At 69.4% G+C, this 21823-nt stretch carries 17 protein-coding genes; 7 read left to right on the top strand and 10 right to left on the bottom strand.

All coding sequences use genetic code 11. The features are described from left to right. Nucleotides 1-3: 3 nt before the first annotated feature. On the bottom strand, nucleotides 4-486 hold the full coding sequence (locus AC1RRW_RS17565) for a TspO/MBR family protein (protein ID WP_492902312.1): 483 nt from the start codon (nucleotides 484-486) through the stop codon (nucleotides 4-6). A 315-nt stretch (nucleotides 487-801) separates the two neighbouring features. Here AC1RRW_RS17565 and AC1RRW_RS17570 point away from each other — a divergent pair, with 315 nt between their 5' ends. Continuing rightward, nucleotides 802-1236 carry an NUDIX hydrolase gene (locus AC1RRW_RS17570; protein WP_492902314.1) on the top strand — a complete coding sequence of 145 codons (435 nt, stop codon included), beginning with the start codon at nucleotides 802-804 and terminating at the stop codon, nucleotides 1234-1236. A 103-nt stretch (nucleotides 1237-1339) separates the two neighbouring features. Here AC1RRW_RS17570 and AC1RRW_RS17575 read toward each other — a convergent pair whose 3' ends face one another. From AC1RRW_RS17575 to AC1RRW_RS17605, 7 genes are all read right to left on the bottom strand, one after another. Beyond that, nucleotides 1340-3055, bottom strand: coding sequence for a Na/Pi cotransporter family protein (locus tag AC1RRW_RS17575; protein ID WP_492902315.1), 1716 nt, complete (start codon nucleotides 3053-3055; stop codon nucleotides 1340-1342). 162 nt (nucleotides 3056-3217) lie between these two features. Beyond that, nucleotides 3218-4240, bottom strand: coding sequence for an ABC transporter ATP-binding protein (locus AC1RRW_RS17580; RefSeq protein WP_492902442.1), 1023 nt, complete (start codon nucleotides 4238-4240; stop codon nucleotides 3218-3220). Between the two features lie 41 nt (nucleotides 4241-4281). Then, on the bottom strand, nucleotides 4282-6513 hold the full coding sequence (locus AC1RRW_RS17585; RefSeq protein ID WP_492902317.1) for an ABC transporter permease: 2232 nt from the start codon (nucleotides 6511-6513) through the stop codon (nucleotides 4282-4284). A gap of 29 nt (nucleotides 6514-6542) precedes the next feature. After that, entirely contained in the window at nucleotides 6543-7580 is a 1038-nt protein-coding gene (locus AC1RRW_RS17590; RefSeq protein ID WP_492902319.1) for an ABC transporter substrate-binding protein, read from the bottom strand. A gap of 93 nt (nucleotides 7581-7673) precedes the next feature. After that, a complete protein-coding gene (locus tag AC1RRW_RS17595; RefSeq protein ID WP_492902321.1) occupies nucleotides 7674-8456 on the bottom strand; it encodes an inositol monophosphatase family protein in 783 nt (260 codons plus the stop codon). A 2-nt stretch (nucleotides 8457-8458) separates the two neighbouring features. Further along, nucleotides 8459-9457 carry an inositol 2-dehydrogenase gene (iolG, locus tag AC1RRW_RS17600; RefSeq protein ID WP_492902323.1) on the bottom strand — a complete coding sequence of 333 codons (999 nt, stop codon included), beginning with the start codon at nucleotides 9455-9457 and terminating at the stop codon, nucleotides 8459-8461. 57 nt (nucleotides 9458-9514) lie between these two features. Further along, nucleotides 9515-10342, bottom strand: coding sequence for an SDR family oxidoreductase (locus AC1RRW_RS17605; RefSeq protein ID WP_492902325.1), 828 nt, complete (start codon nucleotides 10340-10342; stop codon nucleotides 9515-9517). A gap of 117 nt (nucleotides 10343-10459) precedes the next feature. On the opposite strand from AC1RRW_RS17605, the gene AC1RRW_RS17610 reads away from it, so the two are divergent. The 6 genes from AC1RRW_RS17610 (at nucleotide 10460) to AC1RRW_RS17635 (ending at nucleotide 19734) form a co-directional block, all read left to right on the top strand. Then, nucleotides 10460-11320 carry a MurR/RpiR family transcriptional regulator gene (locus AC1RRW_RS17610; RefSeq protein ID WP_492902327.1) on the top strand — a complete coding sequence of 287 codons (861 nt, stop codon included), beginning with the start codon at nucleotides 10460-10462 and terminating at the stop codon, nucleotides 11318-11320. Nucleotides 11321-11349: 29 nt separating this feature from the next. Next, nucleotides 11350-13257: a bifunctional 5-dehydro-2-deoxygluconokinase/5-dehydro-2-deoxyphosphogluconate aldolase gene (locus tag AC1RRW_RS17615; protein ID WP_492902328.1), complete on the top strand. Its 1908-nt coding sequence runs from the start codon at nucleotides 11350-11352 to the stop codon at nucleotides 13255-13257. A gap of 11 nt (nucleotides 13258-13268) precedes the next feature. Continuing rightward, the gene (iolD, locus tag AC1RRW_RS17620) at nucleotides 13269-15107 is read left to right on the top strand and encodes a 3D-(3,5/4)-trihydroxycyclohexane-1,2-dione acylhydrolase (decyclizing) (protein ID WP_492902330.1); all 1839 of its coding nucleotides are present in this window, start codon (nucleotides 13269-13271) and stop codon (nucleotides 15105-15107) included. Between the two features lie 55 nt (nucleotides 15108-15162). Then, complete coding sequence (gene iolE / locus AC1RRW_RS17625) at nucleotides 15163-16062, top strand: myo-inosose-2 dehydratase (RefSeq protein ID WP_492902332.1); 900 nt, start codon at nucleotides 15163-15165, stop codon at nucleotides 16060-16062. Nucleotides 16063-16075: 13 nt separating this feature from the next. Next, a complete protein-coding gene (gene iolB / locus AC1RRW_RS17630; RefSeq protein ID WP_492902333.1) occupies nucleotides 16076-16885 on the top strand; it encodes a 5-deoxy-glucuronate isomerase in 810 nt (269 codons plus the stop codon). 83 nt (nucleotides 16886-16968) lie between these two features. Further along, nucleotides 16969-19734 carry a tetratricopeptide repeat protein gene (locus AC1RRW_RS17635; protein WP_492902335.1) on the top strand — a complete coding sequence of 922 codons (2766 nt, stop codon included), beginning with the start codon at nucleotides 16969-16971 and terminating at the stop codon, nucleotides 19732-19734. Nucleotides 19735-19752: 18 nt separating this feature from the next. Here the strand turns inward: AC1RRW_RS17635 and AC1RRW_RS17640 are convergent, their stop codons facing one another. After that, nucleotides 19753-21102 carry an amidase gene (locus AC1RRW_RS17640; protein ID WP_492902337.1) on the bottom strand — a complete coding sequence of 450 codons (1350 nt, stop codon included), beginning with the start codon at nucleotides 21100-21102 and terminating at the stop codon, nucleotides 19753-19755. 218 nt (nucleotides 21103-21320) lie between these two features. Further along, on the bottom strand, nucleotides 21321-21719 hold the full coding sequence (locus AC1RRW_RS17645; protein ID WP_492902339.1) for a RidA family protein: 399 nt from the start codon (nucleotides 21717-21719) through the stop codon (nucleotides 21321-21323). Nucleotides 21720-21823: the final 104 nt, after the last annotated feature.

Here is a 21823-nt window from a genome sequence, read left to right on the forward strand (position 1 = left end):
GGCTCAGGCCGTCGCGGCCTGCGGGTTGAGCCGCCACATCGTCCAGTTGAGAAAGGCGGCGAAGGCGACCCAGGCGAGATAGGGCAGGAGCAGCAGCGCCGCGGTCTCGTCGATCGGCCTGAACAGCAGGATCAGCCCGAGGATCGAGAGCCAGAGCAGCGCGACATCGACGAGAGCGAAATCCATCCGGCGCATGCCGAAAAAGAAGCCGGACCAAGCCGCGTTCAGGCCGAGCTGGACGCCGTAGAGCGCCAGCGGCAGGACAGCGCCAGTGAAGCCGGCCTTGCGCCAGACGAGCCAGCCCGAAACCGCGATCATCAGGTAGAGCACCGTCCAGGCCGGGCCGAACAGCCAGTTCGGCGGCCGCCACCACGGCTTCCGCAGCCGCTCATACCAGTCGCCCGGCCGAAACACCGCGCCCGAGCTCGCGACCGCGACGCAGGCCGCGACGAAACCGAGCAGTCCAAGGCCGTCGCTCCAGCTCATCACGCATCTCCATCGCCGTCTCGCAGGTGCAGAATCACCGCTGGAGACACCTCCCGCAAGACCCGCGGAAGCCCAATCCGAGGGCGTCCGGATTGTTCCGCGCCGGTCGCTCGATGAGCCGGCAACCGATTTTCCCGATCCCGCATGACCTCGCCATGATTCCGGCCAAGCCGGGACATGAATCGTGCTCACAATCAGGTTGCCTCGGCGCCGGATGGGACGATCATGGCGTGGGCGAATCGTCCAGCGATTCGAGCAGGCGGCCCAGCCAGCGGGCGCGCCGGAAACACGGCGCGCAAGGAGCGCCAGCGATCGATGAAGAAATCCAAGGGCGGCGTCGGAGAGACAAGGGTCCAGGTCGCCGCCGTCCCCGTCCGCCCCGCCGCCGATGGCAGCGTCGAAGTGCTGCTCGTGACCTCGCGCACGACGCGGCGCTGGATCGTGCCCAAGGGCTGGCCGATAAAGGGCATGGACGACAACGACGCCGCCGCGCGCGAAGCCTTCGAGGAGGCCGGCGTCGTCGGCAAGATCGGCAAGAAGCCGGTCGGCCGCTATACCTACTGGAAGCGGCTCGACGACCATTTCGTTCTCTGCGAGGTCAAGCTCTACCGGCTGAGCTTCGAGCGCCAGCTGCCTAACTGGGCCGAGCAGGCGCAACGGCGCTTCCACTGGTTCAGCCGGCAGGACGCCGCCGATCTCGTCGACGAGCCCGGCCTTAAGACGCTGATCGCGCAGCTCGAGCCGGCCTGAAGGCGCGCCTGGCCGCTGGCAGCGCCGTACCTTACGATGGACCCTGGACCCGCGCCGCTGCGCGGCTTGTCCAGGATGAGGTTCGATCGCAAACCGGGAGATATCAGCGGGGCGATTCGATCAGCCGGGCCTGGTCCTGCTGCAGGCGGGCCTCGCGCGTCTCCATGAGGCGGCTTTCACGCAGGGCGTTGGCGCTTTCGAGGATCGGATAGCCGATCGAGGCGACGTGGCCATGGATGCGCTTGAGGTCGCGGATGATGTCGAGATGGATCGCGCTGGTCTCGATCGTCTCGCTGCGGCCCGAGCGCAGGCGCTCGAAATGGCTTTCGGTCGCGCGCCGCTCGGCATCGCGCATCACCGCCTTCTCGGCGAAGAGCTGGCGCGCCAGCGTGAGATCGCGCGTGGCGAAGACGTTGAGCGCCAGCACCAGCCCCGAGGCGACGCGCTGGTGGAACTCCCTGATCTCGGCCAGCCCCTCGGGCGAGAAGGCGTAACGCTTGCGGATCTTCTTCTCGGCCAGTTCGCGCAGGTTCTTGTCGATGATGTCGCCGATATGCTCGAGATTGGTGATCAGCGTCATGATCTCGAACAGGCGGCGGCTCTCCTCCTCGCTCAGCTCGTTGCGCGAAACCTTGACCAGATAGAGCTTGATCGATTCGTGGATGGTGTCGACGCCGTCGTCCTGCGCCGCGATCGCGCGGGAGAGCTTGAGCGCGTCGGTCTCGATCAGGGTCATGGTGTCGCGCAGCATGGTCTCGACGCGGTCGCCCAGGCTGAGCGCCTCGCGCATCGCGCCGGCCAGCGCCTCGGACGGGCTGTCGAGCACGCCGGGATCGAGATGACGCGGCTTGACGACGGCCTCCGCGCTGTCGCTGCCCGGTGCGAGCCGCTCGACCAGCCGGGCGATCGGCCCGACCAGCGGCAGGAAGGCGAGCGCGCCGAGCAGGTTCATGCCGACATGGAACCCGATCGCGAGGCGCGCATCGGCCGCCGGCAGGGCGATCAGCCAGTCCGCGAGCGGCTTGACGAAGGGCAGGAGAAGGACGGCCAGCACGATGCGCGTCAGCAGGTTGCCGATGGCGGCGCGGCGCTGCGCGATCGGAGAGCCGAGCTGGTCCAGCACCGGGATCAGCGCGTTGCCGAGATTGGCGCCGATCACCAGCGTCAGCGCGGTCGCCGGCGGAAACAGCCCCGAGGACGCGAAGGTCGCGATCAAAAGGATGATCGCGATGCTGGAATGGGTCAGCCAGGTCGCCGCGACCGCGACGAGCACGGCGAGCAAGGGCTCGCCGGCGATCGCCCCCAGAAGCGTGCGGAAGGTCGGCGACTGCGCCAGCGGGGCGGCGGCCGCGTTGAGCTCTATCAGAGCGAGCAGGATCAGGCCGATGCCGACGATGACGCGGCCGATATTGCGGGCGCGGTCCATCGCCTCGTGGCTGAGATAGAGCGCCACGCCGATGGCGACGCACAGGCCCCAGAGCCAGCCGAGATCGAGCGAGATGACGAAGGCGGCGAGCGCCGTGCCGAAGTTCGCGCCCAGCAGCACGGCCAGCGCCATGGCCGGCGCGATCAGGTTGCGCCCGGCGAAGGAGGAAACGAGCAGCGTCGTCGCGGTCGAGCTCTGCAGCACCATAGTCACGCCGACGCCGCTGCCGAAGGCCGCGACGCGGTTCTGCGTGAAGCGCGCGAGCGCCTGGCGCAGCGAGCCGCCGAAGGCGCGCATCGCCCCGGTCCGGACCAGCCTGACCGCCCAGATCAGCAGCGCGACGCCGCCGGCGAGATGGATCAGGATCGTGGTGGCGCTGTCGTTGCCGGTCATTTCTGGCGAGTGCCTCCCGATTCAAGAGCCTGATTCTATCGCAAAATCATCTCTTTTTCATTAGCCAACTCAGCGACAATGCCCGCGGAAGATGCCGATAATGCGGCGGTCGCGTCGATCTTTTGAGCAAAGCGATGAAAGGTCCGGCTCCGCGGTCCCGGTTCAGGCCGGCGGGATCAGCGTCACGCCAGAGCCGGCAAAGGACAACGAGATCGGCGCCCCCTCGGGCAGCATGTCGCGCGAGCCGTACTGGATCACGAAGAGCTCGCCCACCTCCGTCGTCACCATGATGTCGAGGTGATTGCCGAGATAGGCGCATTTGCGCACCGTCCCGGGCAGGCCCGCGGCATCGCCGTCGCGGCCGATCAGCAGGCTTTCCGGCCTGACCGCGATCCGCGCAGGCCCGACCGACAGGCCTCGCGCCGGCAGGCCCACCGTCAGCGGGCCGAGCGCGACATCCGCGCGGCCGTCGACGACGTCGGTGATCGCGACCTCGATCAGGTTCGCATCGCCGATGAAATCGGCGACGAAGGCGTTGGCGGGCTGCTCGTAGAGCTCGCGCGGCGCACCTTCCTGCGCGATCTTCGCGTTCGACATCACGATGATGCGGTCGGAAACGGCGAGCGCCTCCTCCTGGTCGTGGGTGACATAGGCGACGGTGAGGTTGAGGTCCTGCTGGAGTTCGCGGATTTCCTCGCGCACGCGCCGGCGCAGCTTGGCGTCGAGGTTGGAGAGCGGCTCGTCGAAGAGCAGCACCTGCGGCTCCAGCACGAGCGCGCGCGCCACCGCGACGCGCTGCTGCTGGCCGCCCGAGAGCTCGGACGGATAGCGGTTCTCGAAGCCTTTCAGGCCGACGAGGGCGAGCTTGGACAGCGCCATCTCGCGCGCCGCATCCCTGCCGAGGCCTTTCACGGTCGGGCCGTAGGCGGCGTTATCCAGCACGCTCATATGCGGGAACAGCGCATATGACTGGAACACCATCGAGACGTCGCGGTCGGCGGCGGAGAGCCTGGTGACGTCCTTGCCGCCGATCAGGATCCGGCCCTCGCTGGCGATCTCGAGGCCCGCGATCATGCGCAAGGTGGTGGTCTTGCCGCAGCCGGAGGGGCCGAGCAGGGTCACCAGCTTGCCGGCCTCGATGCCGAAGGAGACGTTGTCGACCGCCGTCACGCCGCCGTAGCGCATGGAGACGTTGCGGAACTCGACGGAAGCGGGGCCGGCCTTGGTCAACTTGCGGCTCCTTGACTGATGGGTTGTGCCGCCGAACTCGACAATGCGACGACCTTGCCCTGATTGCGCTGGCGCCGGCCGAGCTTGCGCTCGCCGACGCCGAGCTGGATCAGACCGATGCCGAGCGCCATGACCACGATCAGCACCGAGGAATAGGCGATGGCGAGGCCGAACTCGCCGGCCTCGACCCGGCCGACGATATAGGCGGTGGCGAGGTTGTATTCGGCCGAGACCAGGAAGATCACGGCGCTGACGGCGGTCATCGAGCGCACGAAGGAATAGACCAGCGCCGAGACCAGAGCGGGCTTCAGCAGCGGCAGCACGACGCGCCAGAGCGTGGTGAAGGAGCGGGCGCGCAGGGTCGTCGAGGCCTCGTCCAGGCTCTTGTCGATCTGCGACAGGCCGGCGATGCCCGAGCGCACGCCGACAGGCATGTTGCGGAAGACGAAGGCGATCACGAGGATCAGCCCCGTGCCGGTGATCTCGATCGGCGGCACGTTGAAAGCGAGGATATAGGCGACGCCGAGCACGGTGCCCGGAATGGCGAAGGAGAGCATCGTGGCGAATTCGAGCGTGCTCCTGCCGCCGAACCTCTGCCGCGTCAGCAGATAGGCGGTGAGCAGACCGATCAGCGCGGTGAGAGGCGCCGAGATCGCCGCGACCTTCAGAGTCGTGAAGAAGGAGTTCCAGGCCGCGCCCTCGAAATAGAGCCCGCGGCTGAAGTCGACGGCGAAGCCGGTGCGGTAATGCTCCAGCGTCGGGGTGTGGTCGCGGCCCATCGTCTTGACGAAGCCGCCGACCAGGATGACGAGGTAGATCACGAAGGTCAGCGCGACCCAGGGCACGATGACGAGGCCGGCGAGCCAGGAGACGCGGCGCGGCAGCGGCGTCGGCAGGCCGGAATCGCCCTTGCCGGTGACGGTGGTGTAGGATTTGCCCCCGAGCCAGCGCTGCTGGATCCAGAAGGCGCCGAGCGTGAAGGCGAGCAGCACCACGGCCAGCACCGCCGCCTGGCCCTGGTTGTAGGCCGCGCCGACGACCGCGAAGAAGATCTTGGTCGAGAGCACCTCGTAATTGCCGCCGAGCACGAGCGGATTGCCGAAATCGGCCATGCTCTCGACGAAGCCGAGCAGGAAGGCGTTGGCGATGCCGGGCCGAAGCAGCGGCCAGGTCACGGTGCGGAAGGTCTGCCAGCGCTTGGCGCCCAGCGTCTGCGAGGCTTCCTCGAGGGCGGGGCTGATGCCCTGCACGACGCCGATCAGCACCAGAAACGCGATCGGCGCGAAGGCCAGCACCTGCGCCAGCAGGATGCCGGGCAGGCCGTAGAGCCAGCGCGAGCGCGGCACGCCGAACCACTCGTAGAGCAGGCTGGAGACGACGCCGGAGCGGCCGAAGAGCAGGATCAGCGCCAGCCCGATGACGAAGGGCGGCGTGATGATCGGCAGCACGGTCAGGGCCCGCATCACCTTCTTGCCGGGCATGCCGGTGCGCAGGATCAGCAGCGCGCAGGCGAGGCCGAGCAGGGTCGTGATGACGCCGCAGAGAACGGCGAGGATCAGCGTGTTCCAGGCGACGCCGCAATTGGTGCTGGCCGTGATGCAGCCGAGCCCCCAGATCGAGGAATCGAAGAAGCGCGCCGCGAAGGCCGAGAACGCGATCTGGCCGTTCTGGTCGATCAGCGCGCTGCGCAGGATCGTCGCGACGGGAAAGAAGATGAACAGCCCGATCAGCAGCACGACGATGCCGATCGAGGAGGTGGTGAAGAGGTCGCCGCGGCAGACGCCGCGATAGGCGAGGCCGTGGCAGAACAGGAAGAGCAGCGACAGGATGGCGAGGAACGCGCCCGCGCCCATGCCGCGCTGCGTTCCCCCGGCGCCGCCGACCAGCGCCGCCAGCCAGGGAATGCCCTGGTTCTCCAGCGCGATCGAGAAACCCTGCGCGAAGAACAGGACCATGCCGGCGAGCCCGGCCGCGGTCAGGACATAGGCGACGCGGCGCGTGTCCCTGAGGCCGATCATCGCGGTCGCCACGAGCAGCGCCGCGCCGATCGGCAGGAGCCAGGGCGCCTGCCCCGAGAGCCCGAGCGCCAGCGCGCTGCCGGCCTTGCCGAGGGGGTAGCCCGCCAGCCAGCCGAGGCTGGTCAGGCTCATCCCCTCGACGAGATACCAGGGCAGCACGGCATAGCCGAGCCAGCCGACGACGAGCGCGAGCTTGGTTGCGGATCGCATGATCGACTGTCCCGGCCCGAGCCTCAAGCCTACTTCGGCAGCGCCTTCACTTCCTTGTCCCACTTGGCCAGCAGGCGGGTGCGCTCGGCCGAGGAGCCGTATTTGACGAAGTCGTAGTTGATCAGCTTCATCTCCTCCATCTTCGGCGACTGGGCCGGCACGGGCGCGCTCTTGTTGGAGGGCACCTGATAGGACTTGGCCGGAGCGGCGAGCGCCTGGGCGGCCGGGGTCAGGGCCCAGTCGTAGAACTTCTTGGCGTTGTCGAGATTGCGCGCGCCCTTGACGATCGACATCGAGCCGATCTCGTAGCCCGTGCCCTCGCAGGGCGCGACCGGCTTGATCGGGTCGCCCTGCACCGCGAAGACGACCGCGTCATGGATGAAGACGATGCCGACGGCGGTCTCGCCGAGGCTCGCGGCCTTGGCCGGGGCCGCGCCCGACTTGGTGTACTGGCTGACGTTCTTGTGCAGGGCCTTGAGATAGTCGAAGCCCTTGTCCTCACCCATCAGCTGGATGACCGTGGCGAGCAGGTTGTAGGCGGTGCCCGAGGAGTTCGGATCGGCGACCTGGACGTCGTCCTTCAGCTTGGAGTCGAGCAGGTCGGCCCAGCATTTCGGCTCGGCCAGACCCTTGCGCTTGATCTCGTTGGTGTTGAAGCCGAAGCCGAGCGCGCCGGCATAGATGCCCACGGAGCGCTTCTTGGCGGCGTTCCACTGCGCCAGCGCCCAGGGATGCAGATCCTTGTTGACAGGGGATTCGTATTCCTGGGTCAGCCCTTCCTCGGCCGCCTGGAGATGGGGATCGCCGGTGCCGCCCCACCAGATGTCGCCGCGCGGATTGGCGCTCTCGGCCTTGAGCTGGGCGTAGATCTCGCCCGCCGACTTGCGCGTCATCGCGACCTTGATGCCGGTCTCCTTCTCGAAGCTCGTCGACATGGCGCGGCACCACTCTTCCTGCACGCCGCAATACATCACGAGCGCGCCCTGCGCCTGCGCGGGCGCGGGCGCGAACGACGCGGTCGCGAGCGCCGCGAACAGGCCGGCCTTGAGCCAGGATTTCGTCTGCATGATAACCTCCCTGATCAGAACGTTGATGTTCTTGTTCTCTTTGACGTGACATTGCGACGACCGGCGAAGAAAGATCAACGCCTATCGCGCCAGCTAAGCGATTCCGGTGATTTTACGCAGGTCCCCGGCCAGCGCCGGCGTGGAGCAGAGGATCGGATTTCCCTTCGCGATGCCCGTTCCGGCGAAGAAGTCGTTGATCGTTGCGCCGGCTTCCGAGGCGATCACGATGCCGGCCGCGACATCCCAGGCGTTGATGTGAAGCTCGGCATAGGCGTCGGTGCGCCCGTTGGCGACGTGGCAGATGCCGAGCGCGCCCGAGCCGCCGCGCTTCATCGAGGCCCCGGCCGCGTAGCCGCGGCCGATCACCTCCAGATAGCGCTGCGCCGGCACCCGCGTCGACCAGCCGAGCTCGACATAGGCGCGGGTGATGTCGGCCGCGCCCGAGACCCTGATCGGCTGGCCGTTCAGGGTCGCGCCCTTGCCGCGCCTCGCGGCATAGACCTCGCCGAGCGCTGGCGCGGCGATGATGCCGATCTCCGGCACGCGGTTCAGCAGGAAGCCGATCGAGATGCACCAGTTGCGGTCGCCGCGGGCGAAGTTCGAGGTGCCGTCGATCGGATCGATGATCCAGACCGCGTCCGATGCCTCTCCCCCGCCTTCCTCGCCGATGATCGCATCGTTCGGGAACATCACCGCGAGCCGCTCGCGCAGAAACTCCTCGACCTTGCCGTCGGCGACGGTGAGCCAGTCCTGCGCGCCCTTCATGGTGACGCCGAGGCTGTCGCTCCTGTCGAAATAGCCGAGCGCCATGACGCTGGCCTCGGCGACGAGGCCGAGCACGGCGTAATGGCGCAGCTCCAGCTCGGCGGGCGACATGCTCAGATCGCCTCCAGCGCGACGGGGACGGGCTTGCCCGCGCGCGCCGACTCGGTGGCGGAGTCGGCGAGGATCTGGGCCTTCAGCCCGTCCACCCCCGACGGCGTCGGCGCCTTGCCGCCCTTGCAGGCCGCAACGAAGGCGTCGAGCTCGAGACGGTAGGCGGCCGCGTAGCGCTCCAGGAAGAAGTTCTGCACCGGGTCGGCGCGGAAACCCCTGGCGGTGGCGCTCTCGACGGTCGTCTCGTGGATGTTGCCGGCGCGCAGCATGCCGGCCGAGCCATGCACCTCGATGCGCTGGTCGTAGCCATAGGTCGCGCGGCGCGAGTTCGAGATCTGGGCGATTTTCCCCGAGGCCGTCCTCATCAGCACGGCGGCGGTGTCGACGTCGCCGGCCTCGCCGATCGCCTTGTCGACAAGCGCGGAGCCGAGCGCGAAGACCTCGACCGGCTCCTCGGCCAGGAGGAAGCGCGCCATGTCGAAATCATGGATCATCATGTCGCGGAAGAGCCCGCCCGAGCGCTTCACATAGTCGACCGGCGGCGGCGACGGATCGCGCGAGATCACGCTGACGATCTCGATCGCGCCGGCCTCGCCCGCGCGCAGGCGGGCCTCCAGCGCGGCGAAATTCGGGTCGAAGCGGCGATTGAAGCCGATCATCAGCGGCTTGCCGGACGTCTCGACGGTGGCGAGGCAGCGCCTGATGCGGCCGGCGTCGAGATCGACCGGCTTCTCGCAGAACACCGCCTTGCCGGCCGAGACGGCCGCCTCGATCAGGTCGGCATGGGTGTCGGTCGGCGTGCAGATCAGGATGGCGTCGATCGAGGCGTCTGCGAGGATGGCGTCAGCGCTCGCGACCCTGGCGCCGGCCGCGGCCGCCAGCGACGCGGCCGCTTCCGGCGAGGCGTCCGTGACGGCCGCCAGCGTCGAATCGGCGCGCGCCGCCACGTTCAGACCGTGGATCCGGCCAATTCTTCCCGCGCCCAGCAATCCAAACCGCATCGTCGTCTTCAGTCCCGTGTCTCGTGTGATCAGGCGGCGCGTCAGCCGTGAGGCCGGTCAGTCATGCGCGCCGAGGATGGATTGGTCGAAATCGATGTTTGCGCCGGTCATCAGCCCGGATTCGGCGGAGGCGAGGTAGGCGACGGCCTTGGCCACCTCGCGCGGGTCGATCAGCCGGCCGAAGGGCCGCGACTTCGCCGCCTCGTCGAGCCAGCCGTCCTGCGCGCCATGGCGCAATTTCATGATGGCGTCCTCGCCCGGCGTCGCCATCCAGCCGATGTTCAGGCCGTTGACGCGGATGCGGTCCTCGAGCAGGCCGTAGGCGGCGTTCCGCGTCAGCGTCGCGAGCGCGCCCTTGGAGACGCTGTAGGCGGCGAGGAAGGGCTGGCCGCCATGGGCCGACATCGACTGGATGTTGACGATCGACCCGGCGATCGCCTGGCGGCGCATCAGCTCGGCCGCATCCTGGATCAGGAAGAAGGGCGCGCGCAGGTTGACGCCCATGATGCGGTCGTAGAGTTCGGGCGAGGTGTCGACGATCGTGCCGCGATCGGTGTCGCCGGCCGCGTTGACCAGGATGTCGAGCCGGCCGAAGGCGGCCTCGGCCGCCGGGACGATGCCCCTGACCGCGGCGAGATCGGCGAGGTCGGCCGGATGGAACCGCACCTTGCGGGAGGCCGTGGCGAGCGAGGCCGCGACCGCCTCGCCGCGCGCGCGGTCGCGGCCGGTCAGCAGCAGCCCCGAAATGCCCCGTTCCGCGAATTCGCGCGCGATCGCCTCGCCGAGGCCCTGGCTGCCGCCGGTGACGACGGCGACCTTGCCGGCGAGATCGCGGCTGAAAGGCTTAGCGGTCGAGGCTGGTCGGGTTGAAGTTTGGGTCGGCACTCGCGACATCGCCCTGCCCGGGTGAAAATCGATATGGATGGATTGTTTTTATTCTCGATTGGAATAAACATTCCAACCCTGGCGCGGCAAAGTCAAGCCGCATCAAATCGGGTCCCGATGTCGCAACCATCCCTTCCGAGCGCCGAGAAATCGGATTTCGACGGCTTCGTCGCGCTGCTGCGCGAACGCCGGCCGCAATTGCCGAAGCGGCTGCGGCAGGTCGCCGACCACGCGCTCGCCCATCTCGACGACATGGCCTTCGGCTCGACGGCGCAGATCGCGGCGAGGGCCGGGGTGCAGGCCTCGACGCTGGTGAGATTCGCCCAGGCGCTCGACTATTCCGGCTTCAGCGAGTTGCAAGAGGTCTTCCAGTCCCGCCTGCGGCAGGCCGCCGACCATCGCCAGCGGCTGACCGCGCTGCGCGCGACCACGGCCGCGACCGGCGGCAGCGCGGCGCTTCTGGAAGGTTTCGTCCAGGCGAGCGAGGCGTCGCTGACGCAGCTTCGCGGCACGGTGACGCAGGACCGGCTCGAAGCCGCCGTCGCGCTGCTGGCGCAGGCCGAGACGATCGTGCTGGTCGCGGCGCGGCGGATGTTCCCGGTCGCGGCCTATCTCGCCTACGCCTTCGGCAAGCTCGGCATCCGCGCCGTGCTGGTCGACCAGATCGCGGGGCTCGGACCCGAGCAGGCCGCCGTCGCCGGGCCGCGCGACGTGGTGCTGGCGGTGAGCTGCGCGCCCTATGCGGCGGCGACAGTCGAACTCGCGGCTTCCGCGCACGCCCTGGGCGTGCCGGTGCTGGCGCTGACCGACAGCGCGCTGTCGCCGCTCGTCGCCCATTGCCGGCTCTGGCTCGAAGTGGCGGAGGCCGACTACGGCGCCTTCCGCTCGATGGCCGCGACCTTCGCGCTGGCGATGACGCTCGCCGTCGCCACGGCAGAGAAATCCGGCGTGCCCGCCGGTCCGGATTTGGCCGGCTGATTCTGGCAGGACAAGAGGCGCAAGGCCGCATGACCGATACCGCTCCGACCCTCGACGTCATCGCCATCGGCCGCTCCTCGGTCGATCTCTACGGCCAGCAGATCGGCGGCCGGCTCGAGGACATGGGAACCTTCGTCAAGGCCGTCGGCGGCTGCCCGACCAACATCGCCATCGGCACGGCGCGGCTCGGGCTGAAATCGGCGGTGATCACCCGCGTCGGCGACGAGCAGATGGGCCGCTTCATCGTCGAGCAGCTCCGGCGCGAGGGCGTCGACACCAGCGGCGTCGTGACCGACCCCAGGCGGCTGACCGCGCTGGTCATCCTCGGCGTGCGCGACGAGACGACCTTTCCCCTGATCTTCTACCGCAGCGACTGCGCCGACGCGGCGCTGCACGAGAGCGAGATCAGCGAGCCCTTCATCGCCTCGGCCAGGGCGATCGTGGTGACGGGCACGCATTTCGCGATTCCCGATGCCGCCGCGGCGCAGAAGAAGGCGATCGCGCTCGCCCGCAAGCATGGCCGCAGGGTCGTGTTCGACGTCGACTACCGGCCCAATCTCTGGGGATTGGCCGGCCATGCCGCCGGCGAGGAGCGCTATATCCGCTCCGAGACGGTGACGGGGCATCTCCAGGCGATCATGGCCGATTGCGACCTGATCGTCGGCACGGAGGAGGAACTGCATGCGGCGGGCGGTTCCGAGGATACGCTGACCGCGATCCGGACCATCCGGGACCTGTCGGCCGCCACCATCGTCTGCAAGCGCGGGCCGATGGGCTGCGTCGTGTTTCCGGGCGTGATCCCGGACTCGATCGAGGACGGCATCAAGGGCCCGGGCTTCCCGGTCGAGGTCTACAACGTGCTCGGCGCGGGCGACGCCTTCATGTCGGGCTTCCTGCGCGGCTGGCTGCGCGACGAGGCTATCGAGACCTGTTGCGCCTACGCCAATGCCTGTGGCGCGTTCGCGGTCTCGCGCCTGCTCTGCTCGCCCGAAAGCCCGACCTGGCCGGAGCTGCAATATTTTTTGAAGCACGGCTCGCGCCACCGGGCACTGCGCCGCGACACCGAGATCAACCACGTACACTGGGCGACGACGCGCCGGCCGCAAGCGTCGACGATCATGGCGCTGGCGATCGACCATCGCTCGCAGCTGGAGGAGATGGCGGCGGAGGCCGGTGCGCCGGTCGCGCGCATCGCCGCCTTCAAGACGCTGGCCGTGGCGGCCGCGGCGCGGGTTTCGGCAGGACGGCCGGGCTTCGGCATGCTGATCGACGGCACGCATGGCCGCGAGGCGCTGTTCCGCGCCCGCGACCACGGCTTCTGGATCGCAAGGCCGCTGGAGCTGCCGGGCTCGCGGCCGCTGGCGCTGGAAACCGACGCGGACGGGTCGCTCGGCGCGGAACTGGCCGAATGGCCGCTCGACCATGTCGCGAAATGCCTGTGCTTCTATCACCCAGACGATGCCGACGAGCTGAAAGCGGCGCAGGAGGCGGTGCTGAAGCGCGTCGCGCTGGCGTGCCGGCAGGTCGGGAGGGAACTGCTGGTCGAGATCATCGCCTCGAAGCATGGCCCGCTCGGTGACGACACCATCGCCGGCGTGATGCGGCGGCTTTACGCGATCGGCATCCGGCCGGACTGGTGGAAGCTGGAGGGCCAGCCCTCGCCGGCCGCCTGGGCCGCTGTCGACGCCGTGATCGACGAGTGCGATCCCTTTTGCCGGGGCGTGCTGCTGCTCGGGCTCGACGCGCCCGAAGAGGCGGTGGCCGAGGCGTTTCGCGGCGCGCGGACGGCGAATTCGGTGAAGGGTTTCGCGGTCGGCCGCACGATCTTCGGCGAGGTCGCGCGGCAATGGCTGGCCGGCAGGATCGACGACGAGGCCGCGACCGCGCGGATGGCCGAGCGCTTCGGCCGGCTGGTTTCGGTCTGGCAAGGCCGCTGAGGAGCTGGGATATGGCGACGATCAGGCTCACCATGGCGCAGGCGCTGGTGAAGGCGCTCAGCCGCCAGAAGACCGTCATCGACGGCGATACGCTGCCGCTGTTCGCGGGCGTCTGGGCGATCTTCGGCCATGGCAATGTCGCGGGGCTCGGCGAGGCCCTGCATGGCGCGCGCGATGCCCTGCCAACCTTCCGGGCCCATAACGAGCAGGCGATGGCGCATTCCGCGATCGCCTTCGCGAAGGCCTCGCGCCGGCGCCGGATGATGGCGGTGACGAGTTCGATCGGCCCCGGCGCGACCAACATGGTCACGGCGGCGGCTGTCGCCCATGTCAACCGCCTGCCGCTGCTGCTGCTGCCGGGCGACGTCTTTGCCGGCCGCCGGCCCGACCCGGTGCTGCAGCAGATCGAGGATTTCGGCGACGGCACGGTCTCGGCCAATGACTGCTTCCGCCCCGTCTCGCGCTATTTCGACAGGCTGACCCGGCCCGAGCAATTGATCCCCGCCCTCGAGCGGGCGCTGGCCGTGCTGACCGATCCGGCCGAATGCGGCCCGGTGACGCTGGCGCTGTGCCAGGATGTGCAGGCGGAGGCCTTCGACTATCCGGAGAGCGTCTTCGCCGAGCGCGTCTGGACGCCGCGCCGGCAGCGGCCGGACGAGGTCGAGTTGCTGGCCGCCGCGACGCTGCTGAAGGCGGCGAAGAAGCCCTTCGTGGCCGTCGGCGGCGGCGCGCGCTACAGCGAGGCCGAAACCGAACTGCTGGCGTTCTGCGAGCGCCACGGTCTTCCTGCCGCCGAAACACAGGCCGGCAAGAGCGCCCTACCCTCAGGGCACCGGCTCAATCTCGGCGCGATCGGCGTCACCGGCACGGGCGCGGCCAACGCGCTGGCGAGCGAGGCCGATGTCGTGCTCGCGGTCGGCACGCGCCTGCAGGATTTCACCACCGGCTCCCGGGCGCTCTTCGCCAATCCGGAATGCCGGATCGTCGGGCTGAACGTGCAGGCCTTCGACGCAACCAAACATCGCGCGCAGCCGCTGGTGTGCGATGCCCGCGCCGGGCTGGCCGAACTGACGGCAGTTTTGGGCGACCACGCGGCTCCGGCGGCGTGGACGACGAAGGCGGAAGCCATGCGCAGCGACTGGCTCGCGACAGCGGCGCGTTACACCGCCGCAAGCAACGCCGCCTTGCCCAGCGACGCGCAGGTCGTCGGCGCGGTGCAGCGCTGGAGCCAGCCCTCCGACGTGGTGCTCTGCGCGGCGGGCGGCCTTCCCGGCGAATTGCACAAGCTCTGGCAGGCAGGCGCGTCCGGCGGCTACCACATGGAATACGGCTATTCCTGCATGGGCTACGAGATCGCCGGCGGGCTCGGCGTCAAGATGGCCGACCCCGAGCGCGAGGTCGTCGTCATGGTCGGCGACGGCTCCTACCTCATGATGAACTCCGAGATCGCAACCTCGGTGATGCTCGGCCTCAAGCTGACCATCGTGCTGCTAGACAATCGCGGTTTCGGCTGCATCAACCGATTGCAAGCCGCGACCGGTGGCGCTCCGTTCAACAACCTGTTCGCCGACAGCCGGCACGAGACGCTGCCGCAGATCGATTTCGCGGCGCATGCGGCGTCGCTCGGAGCGGTGTCGCGCAAGGTCGCATCGCTCGCGGAACTCGACGCGGCGCTGGCCGAGAGCCGCGCCGACGCGCGCACCAGCGTCGTCGTGATCGACACCGACCCGGCAATCTCGACCGATGCCGGCGGGCACTGGTGGGACGTCGCCGTGCCGGAGGTTTCGGCGCGTCCGCAGGTCGGGGCGGCGCGGGAGCGCTATGAAGACGCGCTGGGACGGCGCTCATGAACCTGTCCCGTCATTGGCGGCGAACCGATATCCGCATCAAGGAGAGACTTACACCATGCCCATCCGCATCGGCGCCAACCCCATCGGCTGGTCGAACGACGACCTGCAGGAGATCGGCGGGGCGACCTCGCTCGAGACCTGTCTGGCCGAAGCGAAAGAGGCCGGCTTCACCGGCATGGAGCTCGGCCACAAGTTTCCGCGCGAGCCCAAAGCTCTGAAGGCGGCGCTCGCACCCTTCGGCATGGAATGCATCTCGGGCTGGTATTCCGCCGAGCTTCTGCTGCGCGACGCCGATGAGGAGATGAAACATCTGCGGTCGCATCTCGATCTGCTCAAGGCGATGGGCTCCAACGTGCTCGTCTTCGCCGAGACCTCGAACGCGATCCATGGCGACCGCACGAAGCCGCTGTCGCGGCGGCCGGTGCTGGCGCAGGCCGAGTGGGCTCGCTTCGGCGAGCGCATGACGCAGGTCGCCGAGCGCACGCTGAGCGAAGGCGTGCGGCTGGTCTACCACCACCATATGGGCACGGTGGTCGAGAGCGGGGCCGATATCGACGCGCTGATGGGCGCGACCGGGGACGCCGTGCACCTGCTGCTCGACACCGGCCACGCGACCTGGGGCGGCGCCGATCCGGTCGCGCTTGCGGCGCGCTATCGCGGCCGCATCGGCCATGTCCACGCCAAGGATGTGCGCAGAAACGTGATGGAGCAGGCGCGCGGCGAGGACTGGAGCTTCCTCGAGGCGATCCTCGGGAAGGGCAAGGACCTTGGCGTCTACACCGTGCCGGGCGACGGCATGGTCGATTATCCGGCTGTGTTCAGGGCGCTGCCGGGCTATTCCGGCTGGGTCGTGGTCGAGGCCGAGCAGGATCCCGAAAAGGCCCATCCCCTGACCTATGCCAGGAAGGGCGTCGCCCATCTGCGCGCCAGCCTGAAGGAGGCCGGGCTGGCCTGAGCCCGGACACGCCATGTCGAAGCTGCTCGTCAAGCCGTCCGCTCCAGATACCGAGGGACGCATCCACCATGTCACGCCGCGATCGGCCGGCTGGACCCATGTCGGCTTCGACGTGCATCGGCTCGCCGACGGGCAGAGCATCGCGCGCGAGGCGGGCGAGCGCGAGGTCTGCATCGTGCTGCTGGCCGGCAAGGCGCAGATCTCGGCGGGGGCTGAGGATTTCGGCGCGATCGGCGGCAGATCATCGCCCTTCGAGCCCGATCCGTGGTCGTTCTACGTGCCCGCCGGCGCCGGCTGGAGCCTGACGGCGCGGGGCCCCTGCGAGATCGGGATCTGCTCGGCGCCCGGAAAGCCCGGACTGTCGCCGCGCGTGATCGCGCCGGCCGACGTGCAGTGCCTGACGCGCGGCGAAGGCAGCAACACCCGTCATGTCCGCAACATCCTGCCCGAGACGGAGCCCGCCGAAGGCTTGCTCGTGGTCGAGGTGATCACGCCGTCGGGCTGCTGGTCGAGCTACCCGCCGCACAAGCACGACCGTGACGATCTTCCGCGCGAGTCGCTGCTGGAGGAGACCTATTACCACCGGCTCAGCCCGCCGCAGGGTTTCGCCTTCCAGCGCGTCTATACCGAAGACCGCTCGCTCGACGAGACGCTGACGGCGCAGGACGGCGACGTCGTGCTGGTGCCGGAGGGCTACCACCCCGTCGCCGCGCCACATGGCTACGATCTGTATTATCTCAACGTCATGGCCGGACCGAAGCGGGTCTGGAAGTTCCACAACGAGCCGGCGCATGAGTGGCTGGTCGCGCCCAGGCCGGCATGAGAACCCATCGCCGGTTGCAGGCGACATGACGCAGCGTCCGGCGCTGTGCTAACCTTCGCCATTCCTTGCGGAGGGAGGCGGACATGCTCTGGTCCACGCGTGGTTGCATCGTCGTCGCCTGCATGATCGGCGGCCTCAGCCTCTTGCCGAATGTCGCGCTGGCCCAGAAGCGCGACAACGCCGCGATCTGCAAAACCGAGAAGACCGAGCAGGGCATCGCCGCCTGCACCGCCGTGCTGAAGCGGGGCGGCGATCTCAAGACCAGGGCTGCCGCGACGCTCAGCCGGGCGCAGATCTTTTGGTCGATGCAGCGCCTGGCCGAGGCCGAGAAGGACTATACCGAGGCGATCAGGCTGGCGCCGCAGTTCGTGAAGCTCTATCGCGACCGCGGCCAGATCCGTTTCGGCCTCGGCGACCGCAAGGGCGCGATGGAGGATTTCAGCGTCGCGATCGAGAAGGACCCGTTCGACGCCGACAACCACGCCAATCGCGGCTATCTCAAGCTGCTGGAGTATGATTTCGAGGGTGCGCGCGAGGATTTCCGCAAGGGGCTGTTCTGGAAGAACGACCATCCGCGCAGCCATTACATGATGGGGCTGCTGCACTACTCGACGGGGGAGTATCGCGACGCGATCACGGCGGTCGCGCAGGCGCGCAGTCTCGGCTTCAGGGGCGATGAAGGCTTCATCACCATGGCGAGGAGCCATTTCTACCTTAATGCCTATGACGCGGCAGAGATGGAGGCGACCGAAGGGCTGGCGAGTTTTCCGTCCGTCTACGACCTGACCGAGATCAGGGCGCGGGCGCGACTGGGGCAGAACCGGCTGCCCGAGGCGCTGGCCGATGCCGACGCCGTGGTGCAGGCCGCGCCGCTCCATGGCCGCGCCTTCGCGACGCGCGCCGCGGTCAAGCTCGCCATGAAGGATCTGGCGAGCGCGCGGGCCGACGCCGACAGGGCGATCGAACTCGACCCGACGCTGTTCGACGCGACGCAGGTCAAGGCCGAGATCCTGCTGGCGGCCGGCGACAAGGCCGGCGCGCGGGCGCTCTACGCCCAGTCGGCCGCTCGCACCGACGCGAAGATGGCTTATGACAAGACCTCGCGGAACGTCGCGGCGGCATGGGTCGTCGAGCTCGACGCGCCGCCGCCGATCATCGTCGCGGAGCTTCCCGAGGCGGAGCTGAAAACGCGCTGCGGCAACAAGGACGATGCGCTGCGGATGCAGTCCTGCGACCGGCTGGTCGAGACCGCCGCGACGCCGGAAGCCAAGGCCGAGATGCTGATCCTGCGCTCCAGGGCGCAGCCCTTCGGGCGGCGCCTGTCGGACCTGAACCTCGCGGTCGAGACGGCGCCCGACTATCTGCCCGCGACGCTGGCGCGCGGCTACGGCCATAGGGCAAGCTATCTCCCCGGCGCCGATCCCGCGCCGCTGGAGCGCGCCGTCGCCGATGGCGAAAGCGTGGTGCGCCGGGCGAAACCCGGCTCCGACGAGATGCTGCAGGGGCTTGGCCTGCGCGGCTATGCGGCGGCGGCGCTGGGTCGGTACGAGGTCGCGCTCGCAGACCTGACGCGGATGCTGGAGCTGCGGCCCGAGACGGTCGTCTCGATGCAGGCCGACCGCGCGGAAATGCTGCTGATGCTCGGACGCCCGGCCGAGGCGGCGGCGGCGGCGCGCGATTCCGACAGCCGGATCACGCCCGACACGGGGTACCTCCGGCGCAGCGGCATCCTCGTGCTGGCGCTGATCGAGTCGGGCGACGTGACGGCGGCGCTGGCCGAGATCGAGCGCTGGAAGCAGCGCAGCCCCGACGAATTCGCGCCTCGGGACGTGATGCGCGCCCGTGCCCTGTTGGCGCGCGGAGACGACGCGGGCGCGCGCGACACCGCCGACGGCGTGCTGGCCCGACGCGAGCTCGATCTCGCCGCGCGCGGCGTGCGCGGCATCGCCCATGCCAGGCTCGGCAACGCGCTGGATGCGGTGTCCGACATCGACGCCGTCGTCAACGGCGCAAAGGACCCGACGACGGCGGTCTATGACGGGCTGACCCCCGGATTCATGTCCGATCTCTTCCTGCACCGCGGACTGGCGCGGGCGCGGTTGCGGCAGGTCTCATCGGCGCGTGCCGATCTGACCGAGGCGATCCGGCGCACGCCCGACCGCGCACGGCCTTACGCCGAGCGCGCCCGGCTCGCCTTCATGGCCGACAATCCGGCGGCGCTGACCGACATCGCCATGGCGCTACGGATCGAGCCGGCCGAGCCGCGCTGGCTCGCGCTCGCGGCCCGGATCAACCACGCCACCGGCGACATGGGCGCGGCGGAACGCTTCGTCGATGCGGCGCGCGCGGCCGGCGCGAACGAGCCCGATCTCGTTCTGCTTCGGGCCAAGACCCGGCTCGCGCAGGGGAAATTCGGCCCCGCCGCCGAGGATGCGGAGACGCGGCTGGCCAGCGCGCCAACCGACGCCGAGGCGCATCTCGTCAGGATCGAGGCCCAACTCGGCGCGGGAGACGTCAAGGCGGCGCTGACTGACGCGGAGGCGGCTCGCACCGCCAATGCCGGCGATCCGCGCATCCTGCTTATGCTCGGCGAGGTCAGGGCGCGCAGCGGCGACGCGCCGGGCGCGATCGGGGCCTTCGAGGAAGCGGCGGGTAAGCCCGATGCGGCACTGGCCGCCAACAAGCGCCTCGGCGATCTCTATGCCGCCCTCGCTTCCGACCAGCTCGCGCTCGGCTACTACGCCAAGGCGATTGAGGCGCGCGGTCAAGGCGCGGCCGACGAGGCGACGAAGTCGGCGGCGCGCACCGCCCGCGACGCGCTGATCCGGAAGATGGCCGCGCCGAAATAGGCGGCGGAGGCGCTCCGTTCAGCCCGGCAGCGTCTCGACCGCCGCCGAGATCGCTAAGACGCGTTTGTCGGCCCCCGTGACACCGGCGATGGTCAGGCCGACCGGCGCGCCTCCCGCCGCCGGGATCGGCAGCGAGAGCGCGCAGCCGTCGATCATGTTGATCAGGCTGGCGTTGCGCAGCGCCAGCAGATTGGCCTGCGTGTAGGCCTCGTCGTCGGTCGCGAGATCGGCGATGCGCGGCGGCAGGATCGCGACGCTCGGCATCAGCAACGCGTCGAACGGCGCGAGCCGCCGGGCGACGCCGGCGATCAGTTCGCGCCGCGCCGTGAGGTTGTCGATGTAGTCGGCCGCCGGCACGCTCGCGCCCCGCTTGATCCGGACCGAAACGCGCGGATCGTAGAGCGCCTCCTTTTCGGCCAACAACGCGCGGTGCCAGGCGAAGCTCTCCGGCGCGGTCAGGCCGCCCCTGGCGTTGACCCTGCCGATCTCGTCGAAGTCCGGCACGGCGATCCGGTCGATCCGCGCGCCGGCCCTGGTCAGCCGCGCCAGCGCCGCCTCGAAGGCGGCCTCGACCTCGGGCGCGAGCCCGTCGAGCGCGATCGTGGTCGGGACGGCGAGCCTGAGCCCGGCGATGGTCGCCGGCACGAGGGGCCGCGCCTCGTCGCCGGCGAGAATGCCGTCGAGGGCGGCGCAGCAGGCGACGGTGCGGGCGAGCGGGCCGATCGAATCGAGGCTCGGCGAGAGCGGCACGCAACCGTTCCTCGGCACGCGCCGCGCGGTCGGCTTGTAGCCGACGATGCCGCAGAAGGCGGCCGGGATGCGGCAGGAGCCGCCGGTGTCGGTGCCGAGCGCGGCATGGGCCATGCCGTCGGCGACCGCGACCGCCCCGCCCGAGGTCGAGCCGCCGGAGACCCGCCCGGTGGCGCGGTCCCATGGCGCGCGCGGATCGCCGTAATGCGGGTTCATGCCGAGCCCGGAATAGGCGAACTCGGTCATGCCGGCGCGGCCGAGCAGAATGAACCCGGCCCGGCGCAGCCGCGCGACCGCGGCGGCGTCGGTCGCGGCCGGCGGCCGGTCGGCCAGCGCCTTCGAGCCTGCGGTCGTGACCTCGCCGGCGATGTCGAACAGGTCCTTGACCGCGACCGGGATGCCGGCGAAGCGCGAGGGCGCGGCGCCTGCCCGGCGCAAGGCATCCATCGCGTCGGCGGCGTCCAGCGCCCTGTCGCGGTCGACGCTGACGAAGGCGCGCTCGCCCTCGCCCGCCGGGTCCTCGATGCGGGCAAGGCAGGCCTCGACCAGCGCCCGGCTGCTGGTTCGTCCGGCGGCGAGAGCGTCGGCGAGGGTTTCGAGCGTCGGAGGGGTCGTCATGGCGGGGTCTCGCAGCGGCCGGGGTCGTAACGAAGCTCTCTCACAACGAGCGGCGAAAGGGGAGATGGGCCAGGCTCAGGCTCAGGCTCAGCCCTGGGCCTGAGGAGCGCCCGTAGGGCGCGTCTCGAAGGGTCGTCCAGTTCGCGCTGGAGTCACTCCGGAGCATCCTTCGAGACGCCGCTTCGCGGCTCCTCGGGACGAGGGTTGTGTTGACGGCCTCACTCTTCCAGCACGGCGACGCATTCGATCTCGATGTCGAAGGGCAGCGGCCAGGGCTTGATCGCGGTCGAGGTGCGGGCCGGGAAGCCGTCCTTGAAGTAGGTCCGGTAGACCGCGTTGACGCCGGTCATCAGCGCGGGGTCGGTGACGTAGATCGTCGCCTTCACCACGGCGTCGAGCGAGGAACCGGCATGGCGCAGCGTGGCGTCGAGCGCCTCCATGCTGGCGCGCGTCTGGCTCTCGATGTCGCCCGGGACGATCTCGCCGGTCTTGATGTCGATCGGCGGCATGCCGCAGGTGAACAGCAGGTCGCCCGCACGCGCCAGCGCCGAGGTCGGCGCGCCGAGTTTGCGGATCGCCGCCGAGATGACGGGAACTTCGATGATCTCGCGGCGCATGGTTCGTCCGTCGGCTTTCGGGGGGAGGTCGAGGATAGAGGGGCTTCCGCGGAGGCCGAAGAAAAACCCGCGCGGATCCCTCCGCGCGGGCTGCCTGACGATTC

Source organism: Allobosea sp. GW821-FHT12C12, from assembly GCF_058807355.1.